This is a genomic window from Streptomyces sp. NPDC048331 (assembly GCF_043201215.1).
Lineage (GTDB): Bacteria > Actinomycetota > Actinomycetes > Streptomycetales > Streptomycetaceae > Streptomyces.
In genome coordinates, this window is record NZ_JBICYT010000061.1 from 19,107 (window position 1) to 32,523 (window position 13,417).

Annotated in this window: 13 protein-coding genes, 5 tRNA genes and 1 pseudogene; 17 read left to right on the plus strand and 2 right to left on the minus strand. The window is 69.9% G+C overall.

Annotated features, from left to right (window positions below; translation table 11 throughout):
• Positions 1 to 224 precede the first annotated feature (224 nt).
• The 10 genes from ACGFYY_RS39800 to ACGFYY_RS39845 all read left to right on the plus strand — a co-directional run bounded on the left by ACGFYY_RS39800 (position 225) and on the right by ACGFYY_RS39845 (position 4,890).
• On the plus strand, positions 225 to 413 hold the full coding sequence (locus tag ACGFYY_RS39800) for a hypothetical protein (protein ID WP_030773475.1): 189 nt from the start codon (positions 225 to 227) through the stop codon (positions 411 to 413).
• 97 nt (positions 414 to 510) lie between these two features.
• Positions 511 to 1,299, plus strand: coding sequence for a fumarylacetoacetate hydrolase family protein (locus ACGFYY_RS39805; protein ID WP_365278086.1), 789 nt, complete (start codon positions 511 to 513; stop codon positions 1,297 to 1,299).
• Positions 1,292 to 2,767: a glutamate--tRNA ligase gene (gene gltX / locus ACGFYY_RS39810; RefSeq protein WP_393717168.1), complete on the plus strand. Its 1,476-nt coding sequence runs from the start codon at positions 1,292 to 1,294 to the stop codon at positions 2,765 to 2,767. Before ACGFYY_RS39805 ends, gltX begins: the two co-directional genes overlap by 8 nt.
• Positions 2,768 to 2,895: 128 nt before the next feature.
• Entirely contained in the window at positions 2,896 to 3,567 is a 672-nt protein-coding gene (locus tag ACGFYY_RS39815; RefSeq protein WP_393717170.1) for a DUF4241 domain-containing protein, read from the plus strand.
• A 10-nt stretch (positions 3,568 to 3,577) separates the two neighbouring features.
• Positions 3,578 to 4,306: an HAD family hydrolase gene (locus tag ACGFYY_RS39820; protein WP_393717172.1), complete on the plus strand. Its 729-nt coding sequence runs from the start codon at positions 3,578 to 3,580 to the stop codon at positions 4,304 to 4,306.
• A gap of 86 nt (positions 4,307 to 4,392) precedes the next feature.
• A tRNA-Gln gene (locus ACGFYY_RS39825) sits at positions 4,393 to 4,464 on the plus strand.
• Between the two features lie 27 nt (positions 4,465 to 4,491).
• Positions 4,492 to 4,564, plus strand: a tRNA-Glu gene (locus tag ACGFYY_RS39830).
• Positions 4,565 to 4,625: 61 nt separating this feature from the next.
• Positions 4,626 to 4,698: transfer RNA gene (locus tag ACGFYY_RS39835), tRNA-Glu, on the plus strand.
• A 24-nt stretch (positions 4,699 to 4,722) separates the two neighbouring features.
• A tRNA-Gln gene (locus ACGFYY_RS39840) sits at positions 4,723 to 4,794 on the plus strand.
• Positions 4,795 to 4,817: 23 nt separating this feature from the next.
• Positions 4,818 to 4,890, plus strand: a tRNA-Glu gene (locus ACGFYY_RS39845).
• Positions 4,891 to 5,046: 156 nt separating this feature from the next.
• Here ACGFYY_RS39845 and ndgR read toward each other — a convergent pair.
• On the minus strand, positions 5,047 to 5,763 hold the full coding sequence (ndgR, locus tag ACGFYY_RS39850) for an IclR family transcriptional regulator NdgR (protein ID WP_007266782.1): 717 nt from the start codon (positions 5,761 to 5,763) through the stop codon (positions 5,047 to 5,049).
• Positions 5,764 to 5,947: 184 nt separating this feature from the next.
• Here ndgR and leuC point away from each other — a divergent pair, with 184 nt between their 5' ends.
• The 4 genes from leuC to ACGFYY_RS39870 all read left to right on the plus strand — a co-directional run bounded on the left by leuC (position 5,948) and on the right by ACGFYY_RS39870 (position 9,159).
• Complete coding sequence (gene leuC, locus ACGFYY_RS39855) at positions 5,948 to 7,372, plus strand: 3-isopropylmalate dehydratase large subunit (RefSeq protein ID WP_365278074.1); 1,425 nt, start codon at positions 5,948 to 5,950, stop codon at positions 7,370 to 7,372.
• A 3-nt stretch (positions 7,373 to 7,375) separates the two neighbouring features.
• Positions 7,376 to 7,969 carry a 3-isopropylmalate dehydratase small subunit gene (gene leuD / locus ACGFYY_RS39860; RefSeq protein ID WP_327264629.1) on the plus strand — a complete coding sequence of 198 codons (594 nt, stop codon included), beginning with the start codon at positions 7,376 to 7,378 and terminating at the stop codon, positions 7,967 to 7,969.
• A gap of 137 nt (positions 7,970 to 8,106) precedes the next feature.
• Entirely contained in the window at positions 8,107 to 8,334 is a 228-nt protein-coding gene (locus ACGFYY_RS39865) for a hypothetical protein (RefSeq protein ID WP_030009267.1), read from the plus strand.
• A gap of 144 nt (positions 8,335 to 8,478) precedes the next feature.
• The gene (locus ACGFYY_RS39870; RefSeq protein ID WP_365278070.1) at positions 8,479 to 9,159 is read left to right on the plus strand and encodes an HU family DNA-binding protein; all 681 of its coding nucleotides are present in this window, start codon (positions 8,479 to 8,481) and stop codon (positions 9,157 to 9,159) included.
• A 285-nt stretch (positions 9,160 to 9,444) separates the two neighbouring features.
• On the opposite strand, the pseudogene cofC reads toward ACGFYY_RS39870, so the two are convergent.
• A pseudogene (cofC, locus tag ACGFYY_RS39875) lies at positions 9,445 to 10,095 on the minus strand (2-phospho-L-lactate guanylyltransferase); the annotation flags it as partial.
• A gap of 190 nt (positions 10,096 to 10,285) precedes the next feature.
• Between cofC and ACGFYY_RS39880 the strand changes: the two are divergent.
• Genes ACGFYY_RS39880 through ACGFYY_RS39890 form a run of 3 tightly spaced genes read left to right on the plus strand, consistent with a single transcriptional unit; the run spans position 10,286 to position 13,242 of the window.
• Positions 10,286 to 11,038 carry a lysophospholipid acyltransferase family protein gene (locus ACGFYY_RS39880; RefSeq protein WP_393717176.1) on the plus strand — a complete coding sequence of 251 codons (753 nt, stop codon included), beginning with the start codon at positions 10,286 to 10,288 and terminating at the stop codon, positions 11,036 to 11,038.
• Positions 11,035 to 12,045 carry an NAD(P)H-dependent glycerol-3-phosphate dehydrogenase gene (locus ACGFYY_RS39885; protein ID WP_393717178.1) on the plus strand — a complete coding sequence of 337 codons (1,011 nt, stop codon included), beginning with the start codon at positions 11,035 to 11,037 and terminating at the stop codon, positions 12,043 to 12,045. The genes ACGFYY_RS39880 and ACGFYY_RS39885 overlap by 4 nt, the downstream gene beginning before the upstream one ends.
• 39 nt (positions 12,046 to 12,084) lie before the next feature.
• Positions 12,085 to 13,242: a D-alanine--D-alanine ligase family protein gene (locus ACGFYY_RS39890; RefSeq protein WP_393717180.1), complete on the plus strand. Its 1,158-nt coding sequence runs from the start codon at positions 12,085 to 12,087 to the stop codon at positions 13,240 to 13,242.
• Positions 13,243 to 13,417: the final 175 nt, after the last annotated feature.

A 13,417-nucleotide genomic window follows, 5' to 3' on the forward strand; every position in this document is an offset into this window, starting at 1 on the left:
ATGACGCATTCAGTGGCGCAATGTCCGTTTCGAGGGGTGCAGTTGACTGTCCATTATGCCGGCAATGTCCGGTCAAGGGTGAGCAAACTCACATAGCCATGGCCATTACTTCCCGGTTCGCCGGGGGATTCAGATGTTTAGCCTTGCCCCTTAAAGGGTTGGCGCCAGGGTTGGTGCATGCGACAGCCGACACTCACAGATCGAACCGAGGACCCCGAACTCCGATGAAGACGACGACGATGTTCCGCAACATAGCCAACCCCCGCCGTACGACCCTCGCGCACCTCAAGGACGCCGAGGACCTGCAGGCGGCACCGGCCACCCCGGAGCACTCCGTCGAGCTGCCGACCCAGACCGCGAACCCGCGCCGCACCGTCCTGATGAACGTGCCGGTCGCCGCCGCCGCGGAGTAGCCACCCCGTAAAGGAACGTGAAGCGCCGCTGCCCGCCGCGTTAGCCTGGGGTCCGCAGACTCCAGCAGGCGGAAATACAGAGGGGCAGACGCAACAGGTGCGCATCGCCAGGTTCTCGATCGACGGCAACGTCGCGTTCGGCGCGGTCGAGGGCGACGGCGCCCCCGGCGACGACTCCACGCTCGTGCTCGACATCATCAAAGGCATCCCCTTCGCGGACTTCGAGCTCTCGGGCACGAAGGTCCCGCTGAGCAAGGTCCGGCTGCTGCCGCCCGTGCTCCCGAACAAGGTCGTGGCCATCGGCCGCAACTACGCGGAGCACGCGGCGGAGCTGGGCAACGAGGTTCCCGACGCCCCGATCACCTTCTTCAAGCCCTCCACCTCGGTGGTCGGCCCGGGCGACCCGATCACCTACCCCTCCTTCTCCCAGGACCTCCACCACGAGGCGGAGCTCGCCGTGGTCATCGGCCGTATGTGCCGGGAGGTCCCGAAGGAGCGCGTCAAGGACGTCATCCTCGGATACACCTGCGCCAACGACGTCACCGCGCGCGACGTCCAGAAGCGTGAGAAGCAGTGGGCCCGGGCCAAGGGCTTCGACAGCTCCTGCCCCCTCGGCCCCTGGATCGAGACCGACCTGGACCCGAGCGACCTGACCATCCAGTGCACCGTCAACGGCGAACAACGCCAGCTCGGCCGCACCAGCGACATGGTCCGCTCCATCGAGGACCTGATCGTCCACATCTCCGAGGCCATGACGCTGCTCCCCGGCGACGTCATCCTCACGGGGACCCCGGCCGGAGTCGGCCCCCTCAACGTCGGCGACGAGGTCGCCGTCTCCATCGAAGGCATCGGCACTCTCACCAACAAGGTGATCAAGCGTGGTTAACGGACCTGTCCGCGTACGTTTCTGTCCCTCCCCGACCGGCAACCCCCACGTGGGCCTGGTCCGGACCGCACTCTTCAACTGGGCGTTCGCCCGCCACCACGGCGGTACGTTCGTCTTCCGCATCGAGGACACCGACGCGGCCCGCGACTCCGAGGAGTCCTACGACCAGCTGCTCGCCTCGCTGCGCTGGCTCGGCTTCACCTGGGACGAGGGCCCCGAGGTGGGCGGCCCGCATGCCCCGTACCGCCAGTCCGAGCGCATGGACATCTACGCGGACGTCGCGAAGAAGCTGCTCGACGGCGGCTACGCGTACCACTGCTACTGCTCCACCGAAGAGCTCGACGCCCGCCGCGCGGCCGCCCGCGCCGCCGGCAAGCCCTCCGGCTACGACGGCCACTGCCGTGAGCTCACCCCCGTGCAGATCGAGGCGTACCAGGGCGAGCACCGCCCGGCCATCGTCCGCTTCCGGATGCCCGACGAGCCGATCACCTTCACCGACCTGGTCCGCGGCGAGCTGACCTTCACCCCGGAGAACGTGCCGGACTTCGGCATCGTCCGGGCCAACGGCGCCCCGCTCTACACGCTGGTCAACCCGGTCGACGACGCGCTGATGGAGATCACGCACGTGCTGCGCGGCGAGGACCTCCTGTCCTCCACCCCGCGCCAGATCGCCCTCTACGCGGCGCTGATCGAACTGGGCGTCGCCAAGAGCACCCCCGCCTTCGGTCACCTGCCGTACGTGATGGGCGAGGGCAACAAGAAGCTCTCCAAGCGTGACCCAGAGGCCTCGCTCAACCTGTACCGCGAGCGCGGCTTCCTCCCCGAGGGCCTGCTGAACTACCTCTCGCTCCTCGGCTGGTCCTTCTCCAAGGACCAGGACGTCTTCTCGATCGAGGAGATGGTGTCGAAGTTCGACATCGACGGCGTGAACGCCAACCCGGCCCGCTTCGACCTGAAGAAGGCCGAGTCCATCAACGGCGATCACATCCGCCTGCTGGACCCGAAGGCCTTCGCGGACGCCTGCGCCCCGTGGCTGCGGGCCCCGCACGCCAACTGGGCCCCGGAGGACTTCGACGCCGAGGCCTGGGAGCGGATCGCCCCGTACGCCCAGACCCGGGTGACCGTCCTGTCGGACATCACGGCCAACGTCGACTTCCTGTTCCTGAAGGAGCCGGTCGCGGACCAGGCCTCGTGGGACAAGGCGATGAAGGGCGAGCCGGCCGCGCTGCTCACCACCGCGCGCGCGGGCCTGGAGTCGGCGGACTGGACGGACCCCGAGTCCCTCAAGCAGGCCGTCCTGACCGCCGGTGAGGCCCACGGCCTCAAGCTCGGCAAGGCCCAGGCACCGGTCCGCGTGGCCGTCACCGGCCGCACGGTCGGCCTGCCGCTCTTCGAGTCCCTGGAGATCCTGGGCAAGGAGCGCTCGCTGGCCCGTATCGACGCGGCGCTGGCCAAGCTGGCCGCGTAACTCCCGACGTACGTCCCGCGGGGGGCGGTGACCGGCCATGCCGGCCGCCGCCCCCTGCGGCGTTGTCGGAGGCGGGCCCTAGGCTCCCGGGAACGATCACCGTTCACTCCCGTACTCCGGAGGCCCCCGTGCCGATGACCCCGCCCGACTACGCCTGGCACTTCACCCCGGGCGCCGCCTTCGCCTACGAGGACGGCATGACGGGGACCCTCGCCCCGGTCGTCATCGGTGACGTGACGTTGCCCACGGGCCGGGTCGTCGCCTGCGACCCCTTCGTCTGCCTCGGGCAGGAGGAGGTCGAGCCGTTCGGTGTCGTGGTCGAACCGGGCCGGTACCGGGCGGACGCGGCGATCGCCACGCTGGTGCGCCCCGGCGTCCCGCAGGGACCCCGCCCGCACACCCGGGTCGCCGCCGCGCGCCTGGTGATCCGTGACACCCCGACCGTGAGCTGGGAGATGGCCGTCGACGAGGACCAGGACCCCTCCGTCCTCGGCGAGGACGAGTTCTACGGCTATGGCGTGGACGCCGGCACCGGCTGCTTCTACGACGCCGCCGCCGACCGCTCCTTCCCCGGCACCGAGGACGAGGAGGGGGCGGTGTGGGCCGCCATGGAGACGGTCGGCGACGGCCCGGCCGTCTTCCTGGCGGAGGGAGAGGACGGCCACACCCTCGCCGGCTTCACCTCCGGATGGGGCGACGGCTGCTACCCGACCTGGATCGGGCGCGACGCCGAGGGGCGGGTCACCTGTTTCGTGACGGACTTCCTCGTCGTGCCCACCGACAAGGTGCCGGCGGCGTAGGCTCGGCCGTATGCCGATCCGCGCCGTGCTGTGGGACATCGACGACACCCTCTTCGACTACACGGCGGCCGATGCCGCGGGGCTCGCGCGCCAACTGGAGGCCGAGCGGCTCGCGGAGCGGTACGGCACCCCCCTGCAAGCACTCGCGCTGTGGCGGGAGATCACCGACCGGCACTGGGCGCGCTTCGCGGCCGGCGAGGGCACCTTCCAGGGGCAGCGGCAGGAGCGGGTCCGGGAGTTCCTGGAGCGGCCCACGATGACCGTGGCCGAGGCCGACGCCTGGTTCGACCGGTACGTGGAGCACTACAAGGCCGCCTGGACCGTCTTCCCCGACGTGGTCCCCGCCCTGGACGCCCTCGCGGCCGACTACCGGCACGGGGTGCTCTCCAACTCCTCCACCGCGAACCAGGACCCGAAGCTCCGCGACCTCGGTCTGCGTGACCGCTTCGAGGTGTTGGTCTGCGCCGTCGAACTCGGGATCAGCAAGCCCGAGGCGGGGGCCTTCCTCGCCGCGTGCGAGGCCCTCGGGTTGCCGCCCGGCGAGGTGGCGTACGTGGGGGACCAGCCGGAGATCGACGCACGGGGAGCTCGTGACGCCGGATTGACGGCCGTCTGGATCGACCGTGCCGGCGGCCGCGGCCCCGGACCCGACGGCGCGCACCGCATCGAGAGGCTCGACCAGCTCCCGCTGCTGCTGGCGCGGGATACCCGTTTTGGAGCACGGTCAGGCATCCGGTAATGTTCTTTCTGCGCCGCCGGAGCGGGCCGAGAGGCCGGACGGAGGCGCCACCCGAAGAAAAGCCCCGACGAGGGGTTGACTTTTGGTGGGGTATGGTGTAATTGGCAACACGAGGGTTTCTGGTTCCCTTATTCTAGGTTCGAGTCCTGGTACCCCAGCGCAGTGCAGTAGTAACGCAGTGCTTTGCCCCCGTTGTGTAGCGGCCTAGCACGCCGCCCTCTCAAGGCGGTAGCGCCGGTTCGAATCCGGTCGGGGGTACAGATCCTTCCCGCGAGATCTCCAGGGTCGCACCCGGACGTCTTGATGCAGGATCGCTAGGGCCCCCGTTGTGTAGCGGCCTAGCACGCCGCCCTCTCAAGGCGGTAGCGCCGGTTCGAATCCGGTCGGGGGTACTGTTGGTCTGGTCTAGACCACTTTGGGCTATAGTGTAATTGGCAACACGAGGGTTTCTGGTTCCCTTATTCTAGGTTCGAGTCCTGGTAGCCCAGCGCAGTAACAGCAACACCAGCTAGCCCCCGTTGTGTAGCGGCCTAGCACGCCGCCCTCTCAAGGCGGTAGCGCCGGTTCGAATCCGGTCGGGGGTACGCATCGAAGAGGCCCTCCGCGTTCATCGCGGAGGGCCTCTTTCGTGTTTCGCGCGTGCGGCGTCCGCACAAGTGCGGGCCCGGAGGCGCGTGTCAGGACGTGTGCGGCGTCGTACGCGCCCCCGGGCCCGGGGGTGAACAGGTGGGGTCGAAAGGTCAGCCGGAGCGGCGCAGGGCCTCCGTGAGTCGTGCGGCCGCGTCGATGACGGCCTGGGCGTGCATCCGGCCCGGGTGGCGGGTCAGTCGCTCGATCGGTCCGGAGACCGATACGGAAGCCACCACGCGGTTCGACGGCCCGCGCACCGGCGCCGAGACGGAGGCCACACCGGGCTCCCGCTCGCCGATCGACTGCGCCCAGCCGCGACGCCGTACGCCCGAGAGCGCCGTCGCCGTGAAGCGTGCGCCCTGAAGGCCGCGGTGGAGTCGCTCGGGCTCCTCCCACGCCATCAGGATCTGCGCGGCCGAACCGGCCTTCATCGGGAGCGTCGAGCCCACCGGGACGGTGTCCCGAAGACCCGAGAGCCGCTCCGCGGCCGCCACGCAGATGCGCATGTCTCCCTGACGGCGGTAGAGCTGCGCGCTCTCTCCCGTCACGTCACGAAGGTGGGTGAGTACCGGTCCCGCCGTGGCCAACAGGCGGTCCTCACCGGCCGCGGCGGCGAGCTCCGCCAGCCGCGGTCCGAGGATGAACCGGCCCTGCATGTCCCTCGCCACCATCCGGTGGTGTTCCAGTGCCACGGCAAGGCGATGTGCCGTGGGTCGTGCGAGCCCTGTCGCCGCGACCAGCCCGGCGAGGGTGGCCGGACCGGACTCCAGTGCGCTCAATACCAGAGCTGCCTTGTCGAGAACGCCGACGCCGCTAGAGTTGTCCATGAAACGATATTCGCGTCTCACACTGTGAAACGCAAGTTCAATTTTTCCAAGAACGAGCGAGTCTGTATGTGCGGGTCCACGAACCACTGGGTCCGAGCCGTCGTCCGGGACGTGGGGTACGGGCGGCACGGCGCACGAGATCTCTATGAAGCGCCGGCACAACCGGCCGGCCGGAGGGAAAGCGATGGGTAGGACACTCGCGGAGAAGGTCTGGGACGACCATGTCGTCCGGCGCGCCGAAGGCGAGCCCGACCTCCTCTTCATCGATCTGCACCTGCTGCACGAGGTGACCAGCCCGCAGGCCTTCGAAGGGCTGCGCCAGGCCGGCCGCAAGGTTCGACGCCTCGACCTCACCATCGCGACCGAGGACCACAACACCCCCACCCTCGACATCGACAAGCCGATCGCCGACCCGGTCTCCCGCGCCCAGCTGGAGACGCTGCGGGCGAACTGCGCCGAGTTCGGTGTGCGCCTGCACTCGCTGGGCGACGTCGAGCAGGGTGTCGTCCACGTCGTGGGACCGCAGCTGGGTCTGACCCAGCCCGGCACCACCGTGGTCTGCGGCGACTCGCACACCTCCACCCACGGCGCCTTCGGGGCGCTGGCCTTCGGTATCGGCACGAGCCAGGTCGAGCACGTGCTGGCCACCCAGACGCTGCCGCTGGCCCGCCCGAAGACGATGGCGATCACCGTCACCGGCGCACTGGCCGAGGGTGTCACCGCGAAGGACCTGATCCTGGCGATCATCGCCAAGATCGGCACCGGCGGCGGCCAGGGCTACGTCCTGGAGTACCGGGGCGAGGCCATCGAGAAGCTGTCGATGGAAGCCCGCATGACCATCTGCAACATGTCGATCGAGGCCGGTGCCCGCGCGGGCATGATCGCCCCCGACCAGACCACCTTCGACTACCTGCGGGGCCGTGACCACGCCCCCGAGGGCGAGGACTGGGACGCGGCGGTCGCGTACTGGAAGACCCTGCGCACCGACGACGACGCGGTCTTCGACGCGGAGGTCGTCGTCGACGGCGCCGCGCTGTCCCCCTTCGTCACCTGGGGCACCAACCCGGGCCAGGGCGCGCCGCTGTCGGCCGAGGTCCCCGACCCGGCTTCGTACGAGGACGCTTCGGAGCGCCTGGCCGCCGAAAAGGCCCTGGAATACATGGGGTTGACCGCCGGGCAGCCGCTGCGGGACATCAAGGTCGACACCGTCTTCGTAGGTTCCTGCACCAACGGCCGCATCGAGGACCTGCGTGCCGTCGCCGGCATCGTCGAGGGTCGCAAAGTCGCCGACGGCGTACGGATGCTGGTCGTCCCGGGCTCGGTCCGGGTCGCCCTGCAGGCCGTGGAAGAGGGTCTGGACAAGGTCTTCAAGGAGGCCGGCGCCGAGTGGCGGCACGCGGGCTGCTCGATGTGCCTGGGCATGAACCCCGACCAACTGGCGCCCGGTGAACGCTCCGCGTCCACCTCCAACCGCAACTTCGAAGGCCGGCAGGGCAAGGGCGGGCGCACCCACCTGGTCTCCCCGCAGGTGGCCGCCGCCACCGCGGTGCTGGGCCATCTGGCCTCGCCCGCCGACCTGTCCGCCGCCGACGCGACCGCCGGAGTCTGAACCATGGAAGCCTTCACCACCCACACCGGCCGGGCCGTCCCGCTGCGCCGCAGCAACGTCGACACCGACCAGATCATCCCGGCCCACTGGCTGAAGAAGATCACCCGCGACGGGTTCGAGGACGGGCTCTTCGAGGCCTGGCGCAAGGACCCGGAGTTCGTCACGAACCGCCCCGAGCGCGCCGGCGCGACCGTCCTGGTCGCCGGCCCCGACTTCGGTACGGGTTCCTCGCGCGAGCACGCCGTCTGGGCCCTGCAGAACTTCGGCTTCAAGACGGTCATCTCCTCCCGCTTCGCCGACATCTTCCGTGGCAACTCCCTGAAGAACGGTCTGCTGACCGTCGTCCTCCCGCAGGAGACCGTCGAGCGGCTGTGGAAGCTGACGGAGGCCGACCCGACCGCCGAGATCACGGTCGACCTGGTCGACCGCCAGGTGCGAGCGGAAGGTGTCGTCGCGGAGTTCGAACTCGACGACAACGCCCGCTGGCGTCTGCTGGAGGGCCTGGACGACATCTCGCTCACCCTTCAGAACGAAGCGGACATCGCCACGTACGAAAGCGCCCGACCCGCCTTCAAGCCGCGCACCATTCAGGTCTGATTCCTGCCTGATCAGCGCTTATTCGCCTTCTGGTGATCACATCGACAACACTGTGCCCCCCGCCCTCCGGCGGGGGGCACAGCCGTTTGTTGAGGCCCCGTGAGGCGACAACTCGCCCCAGATGGCACAATCTGTGCATGGAACGCGACAGTCAACTCGAGCTCTACGAACTCGTCGCGGACCGGTTGAAAGAAGCACACACACGGGTGCGCTCACTGCAAGTCCCGGAGGGCGTAAGGATGGCGCTGTCCCGGAAGCTGTTGGTCGTCACGGCCGCGGCGAAGCATGATCTCGCCGATGCGGCCAGGCGCCTGGACAGGTTGATGAAGGACCTCGACGAGGGTCGATTCCCTGAAGGCGACTGATGCGAAGGAACTCCGTAACGGACTACAGCGTTGCGGCACTAGGGTGATTAGCCCGTTTCGTGTTTGATTTGCGGTATATATCCGCCTAACGTGCGAAATAAGCTTGAACACATTCGTTCTGGCGAAGTCTCCGAAGGGGAAGACGTGAACAAGGCGCAGCTCGTAGAAGCGATTGCCGACAAGCTGGGCGGCCGTCAGCAGGCCGCGGATGCTGTCGACGCGGTACTGGACGCGATCGTCCGCGCTACCGTCGCGGGCGACCGGGTCTCGGTCACGGGCTTCGGCTCGTTCGAGAAGGTCGACCGTCCGGCCCGTTACGCCCGCAACCCGCAGACGGGTGAGCGCGTCCGGGTCAAGAAGACCTCTGTGCCCCGCTTCCGTGCCGGCCAGGGCTTCAAGGACCTGGTCAGCGGCACGAAGAAGCTCCCCAAGGGCGGCGAGGTGTCCGTGAAGAAGGCGCCCAAGGGCAGCCTCACGGGCGGTGCCTCCGCGACGGTCAAGAAGGCCGCCGCGAAGAAGGCCACCACCGCCAAGAAGGCCGCGGCAAAGACCGCGGTCGCAAAGAAGGTCGTGGCCAAGAAGGCCACGGCGACCGCCAAGAAGGCGGCCGTGAAGAGCACCGCCACGGCCAAGAAGGCCACCGCGGCCGCCAAGAAGACCACCGCCGCGACCAAGAAGGCCACACCCGCCGCGAAGAAGACCACCGCCGCGGCGAAGAAGACCGCGCCGGCGGCCAAGAAGGTCACCGCAGCGACGAAGGCGCCCGCCAAGAAGACGGCGACGCGCAAGGCCACCGCGAAGAAGACCACCGCCCGCAAGAAGTAGGGGCACGCGTCACACAGGCCGGGCCGGCTTTCCCCATGTGGGGGAGCCGGCCCGCGGTGCGTTCGGCGCGTGCGCCCCTCAGAACGTCTGCAGCGTCACCAGGGTGATCCGCAGGCTCGTACCCGCGCCGTCCGTCTCGATCCGGACCCGCTGCCCGGGCCGCAGCAGCCGCAGGCCTCCCGCGTCGAAGGCCGGGGCCTCGAAAGGCACCGGAGTGCCGTCGTCCAGCAGCACACTGCCGCTGCGGGTCCGGGAGTCGTACGTGTACGCGGTCGCCTGCATACGGGCACTGTATCGGGCGGTGTGGCGCCCCACACCGAGGGCGAGCGCACTCCGTAGATCCGCCGCCGTGTCCACGTCCCGGCGCACGCTGTCGACATCCGCCAGATCGATTTCCACCGCCCCCGAAGCCGAATGCCTGGCCCGTGACGGTCCGCCGAACGAGGGGGTCAATTCCACCTCCGGCGCGGCGGAAAGCAGAGTCGTCCCGATTCCGGCCGCATCCGCCAGAAATGCCCGTGGAAATACCGAAGCGTTTTCGAGCACGCGTTGCAATTCCGGTGGCCGCAGCGCCGGCAGATCGGCGTTCAGCGCGGCCACCGCGACGCCCGGCCGCCCCGACCGCACCGCCCGCGCCCCATGGTCCAGGGCCGCGTTGAGCCCCGCCGCCGGGGCGTCGGGGACGATCCGCGCCCCGAGCCGCGCCAGTTCCGCACCGGCCGCGGCGTCGTCCGTGACGACCACCACATCCGCGACCGCCGCGCAGGCCAGCGCCCCCGCGACGGTGTCCAGGGCGAAGGCCAGGGCAAGGCCCGGACGAGAGGCGCCCACGGCCCGCGCGAGACGGCTCTTCGCCACCGCCAGGGGCTTCAGCGGGACCACCAGACTCCAGACGGCGTTCGTGACGGACCCCTTCCCTCCGATGCGCTCCGGCACATCCTTCGGCCATGGTCAGGTCATGGCCGGGTCATGTGTCGGCCCATTGTCGCCTCCGCCCGGGCAACCCGGGAGTCCGGCGGGGTGAGCGGGGCGTACGGTGTTCTCGACAGAGACCGGGCGTGGGGTGACACTTGTCCGGCCGACGAGGTGCCCAAGCCGCGCACCGGTCCTAGAGGAAGGTGTCCGAGTGTCCCGCCGCAGAATCGGCTTCTGGTACCGCCTGGCGGCGGTCATCGCAAAACCGCCGCTGGTAGTGCTCTTCAAGCGGGACTGGCGGGGAATGGAGCACATTCCGGCCGACGGCGGATTCATCACCGCCGTCAATCACAACTCGTATCTGGACCCGCTCTCCTACGCGCACTTCCAGTACAACACCGGCCGCGTGCCCCGATTGCTCGCCAAGGCCGCCCTCTTCAAGGTCCCCGTCGTCGGGTCGATCCTGCGGGGCAGCGGACAGATCCCCGTCTACCGGGAGTCCACCAACGCCCTGGACGCGTTCCGGGCCGCCGTGAGCGCCATCGAGCGGGGCGAATGCGTGGCCTTCTACCCGGAGGGCACCCTCACCCGCGACCCCGACATGTGGCCGATGGCCGGCAAGACCGGCGCCGCCCGCGTGGCACTGATCACCAAGGCTCCCGTCATCCCCGTGGCCCAGTGGGGCGCGAACCTCGCGATGCCGCCCTACGCCAAGGAGAACAAGGTCCGGCTCTTCCCGCGCAAGACCCTCCAGGTGCTCGCCGGACCGCCCGTGGACCTCTCCGCCTTCTACGACCGGGAACCCACCCCGGACGTGCTGCGGGAGGTCACCGAGGTCATCATGGCGGCCATCACCGCGTTGCTGGAGGAGGTGCGCGGCGAGACCGCGCCCGAGCGGCCGTACGACCATCGCAACGCCAGGGCGGAACAGCGGCGCAAGGCCGCGGGGGAGGGCAACAAGTGACACGTCCCGTGAAGGCGACCGTCTTCGGAACAGGCTCCTGGGGCACGGCCTTCGCCATCGTGCTCGCCGACGCGGGCTGCGAGGTGACCTTGTGGGGCCGCCGCCAGGAGGTGGTCGACTCCATCAACACCGGCCGGACCAACCCGGACTACTTCCCCGGCGTCGAACTCCCCGCGAACCTCCGGGCCACCACCGACCCGGCCGAGGCCGCGGCCGGCGCGGACTTCACCGTCCTCGCCGTCCCCTCCCAGACCCTGCGCGACAACCTCGCCGCCTGGGCGCCCCTGCTGGCCCCCGACACCGTGCTCGTCTCCCTGATGAAGGGCATCGAACTCGGCACCGCCAAGCGGATGAGCGAGGTCATCGAGGAGGTGGCCAAGGTCCCCGCCGAGCGCATCGCCGTGGTCACCGGCCCCAACCTCGCCGCCGAGATCGCCGCCCGCCAGCCCGCCGCCTCCGTCGTCGCCTGCGTGGACGAGAGCGTGGCCCAGCGCCTCCAGGCCGCCTGCCACACCGCGTACTTCCGCCCGTACACGAGCACCGACGTCACCGGGTGCGAGCTCGGCGGCGCCGTCAAGAACGTCATCGGCCTCGCCGTCGGCATCGCGGACGGGATGGGCCTGGGCGACAACACCAAGGGCTCGCTCATCACCCGCGGACTCGCCGAAGCCACCCGCCTCGGCGTGGCGATGGGCGCCGACCCGCTCACCTTCTCCGGCCTCGCGGGCCTCGGCGACCTGGTCGCCACCTGTTCCTCGCCGCTCTCCCGGAACCACACCTTCGGCACCAACCTGGGCCGCGGGATGACCCTGGAGGAGACCATCGCGGTCACCAAGCAGACCGCGGAGGGCGTCAAGTCCTGCCAGTCGGTGGCGGATCTGGCCCGCCGCCACGGGGTGGACATGCCGATCACCGACACGGTGGTGGACATCGTCCACCACGGCAAGCCCACCCTGGTCGCGCTCAAGGACCTGATGGGGCGCAGTGCCAAACCGGAACGTCGCTGACTCCATTCCGCACGCCTGAGCGGGTACTCTCGTGGCGATATGAGCAGCGAGAACCTCCCCCAGACCCCTGAGCAGCAGGGCCGCAAGCCCCGCGTGGCCGTCGTGTTCGGCGGCCGCAGCTCGGAACACGCCATCTCGGTCGTCACGGCGGGCGCCGTGCTGCGCTCCATCGACCGCTCCAAGTACGAGGTGCTGCCCATCGGCATCACCACGGACGGCCGATGGGCGCTGACCGCCGACGAGCCCGAGCGGATGGCCATCGCCGACCGCAAGCTCCCGAGTGTCGAGGAGCTCGCCGACTCCGAGGGCGGCGCCGTCGTGCTCTCGGTCGACCCGGCCAGCCGCCAGGTCGTCTACACCGAACCGGGCGCCGTCCCCAAGGCCCTGGGCGAGGTCGACGTCGTCTTCCCCGTCCTGCACGGCCCATACGGCGAGGACGGCACCCTCCAGGGCCTCCTGGAGCTCTCCGGCATCCCGTACGTCGGCTCCGGTGTCCTCGCCTCGGCCGTCGGCCAGGACAAGGACTACATGAAGCGGGTGTTCACGTCCTTCGGGCTGAACGTCGGCCCGTACCTGACCGTCCGGCCCCGCGAGTGGGAGACCGACCGGGACGCCGCCACCGGCAAGATCCTGGACTTCGCCGCCGAACACGGCTGGCCGTTGTTCGTCAAGCCCGCCCGGGCCGGCTCCTCCATCGGCATCACCAAGGTCGACGACGCCTCCGGCCTGGATGCCGCGATCAAGGAGGCCCGGCGCCATGACCCGAAGATCATCGTGGAGGCGCTGCTGCGCGGTCGCGAGATCGAGTGCGGCGTCCTGGAGTTCGAGGACGGGCCGCGCGCGAGCGTCCCGGCCGAGATCCCGCCGGTCTCCAGCCACGACTTCTACGACTTCGAGGCGAAGTACATCGACTCCGCCTCCGGGATCGTGCCCGCCCCGCTGACCCCGGAGCAGACCGCCGAGGTGCGGCGACTCGCGATCGAGGCCTTCGAGGCCGCGTCCTGCGAGGGCCTGGTGCGCGCCGACTTCTTCCTCACCGAGGACGGCACCTTCGTCATCAACGAGATCAACACGATGCCGGGCTTCACCCCGATCTCCATGTACCCGCTGATGTGGCAGAAGACGGGCATCGAGTACCCGGAGCTGGTGGACAGCCTGATCCAGGCGGCCCTGCGCCGCTCCACCGGCCTGCGCTGAGACGCGAGCGTCGTCCGAAACGCCGACCGCCCCCCCCCCCCCGCCGCCCGGGGGGGGGGGGGGGGGGGGGGGGGGGGGGGGGGGGGGGGCGGCGGGGGGGGGGGGGGGGGGGGGGGGGGGGGGGGGGGGGGGGGGGGGGGGGGGGGGGGGGGGGGGGGGGGGGCGGCGGGGACGG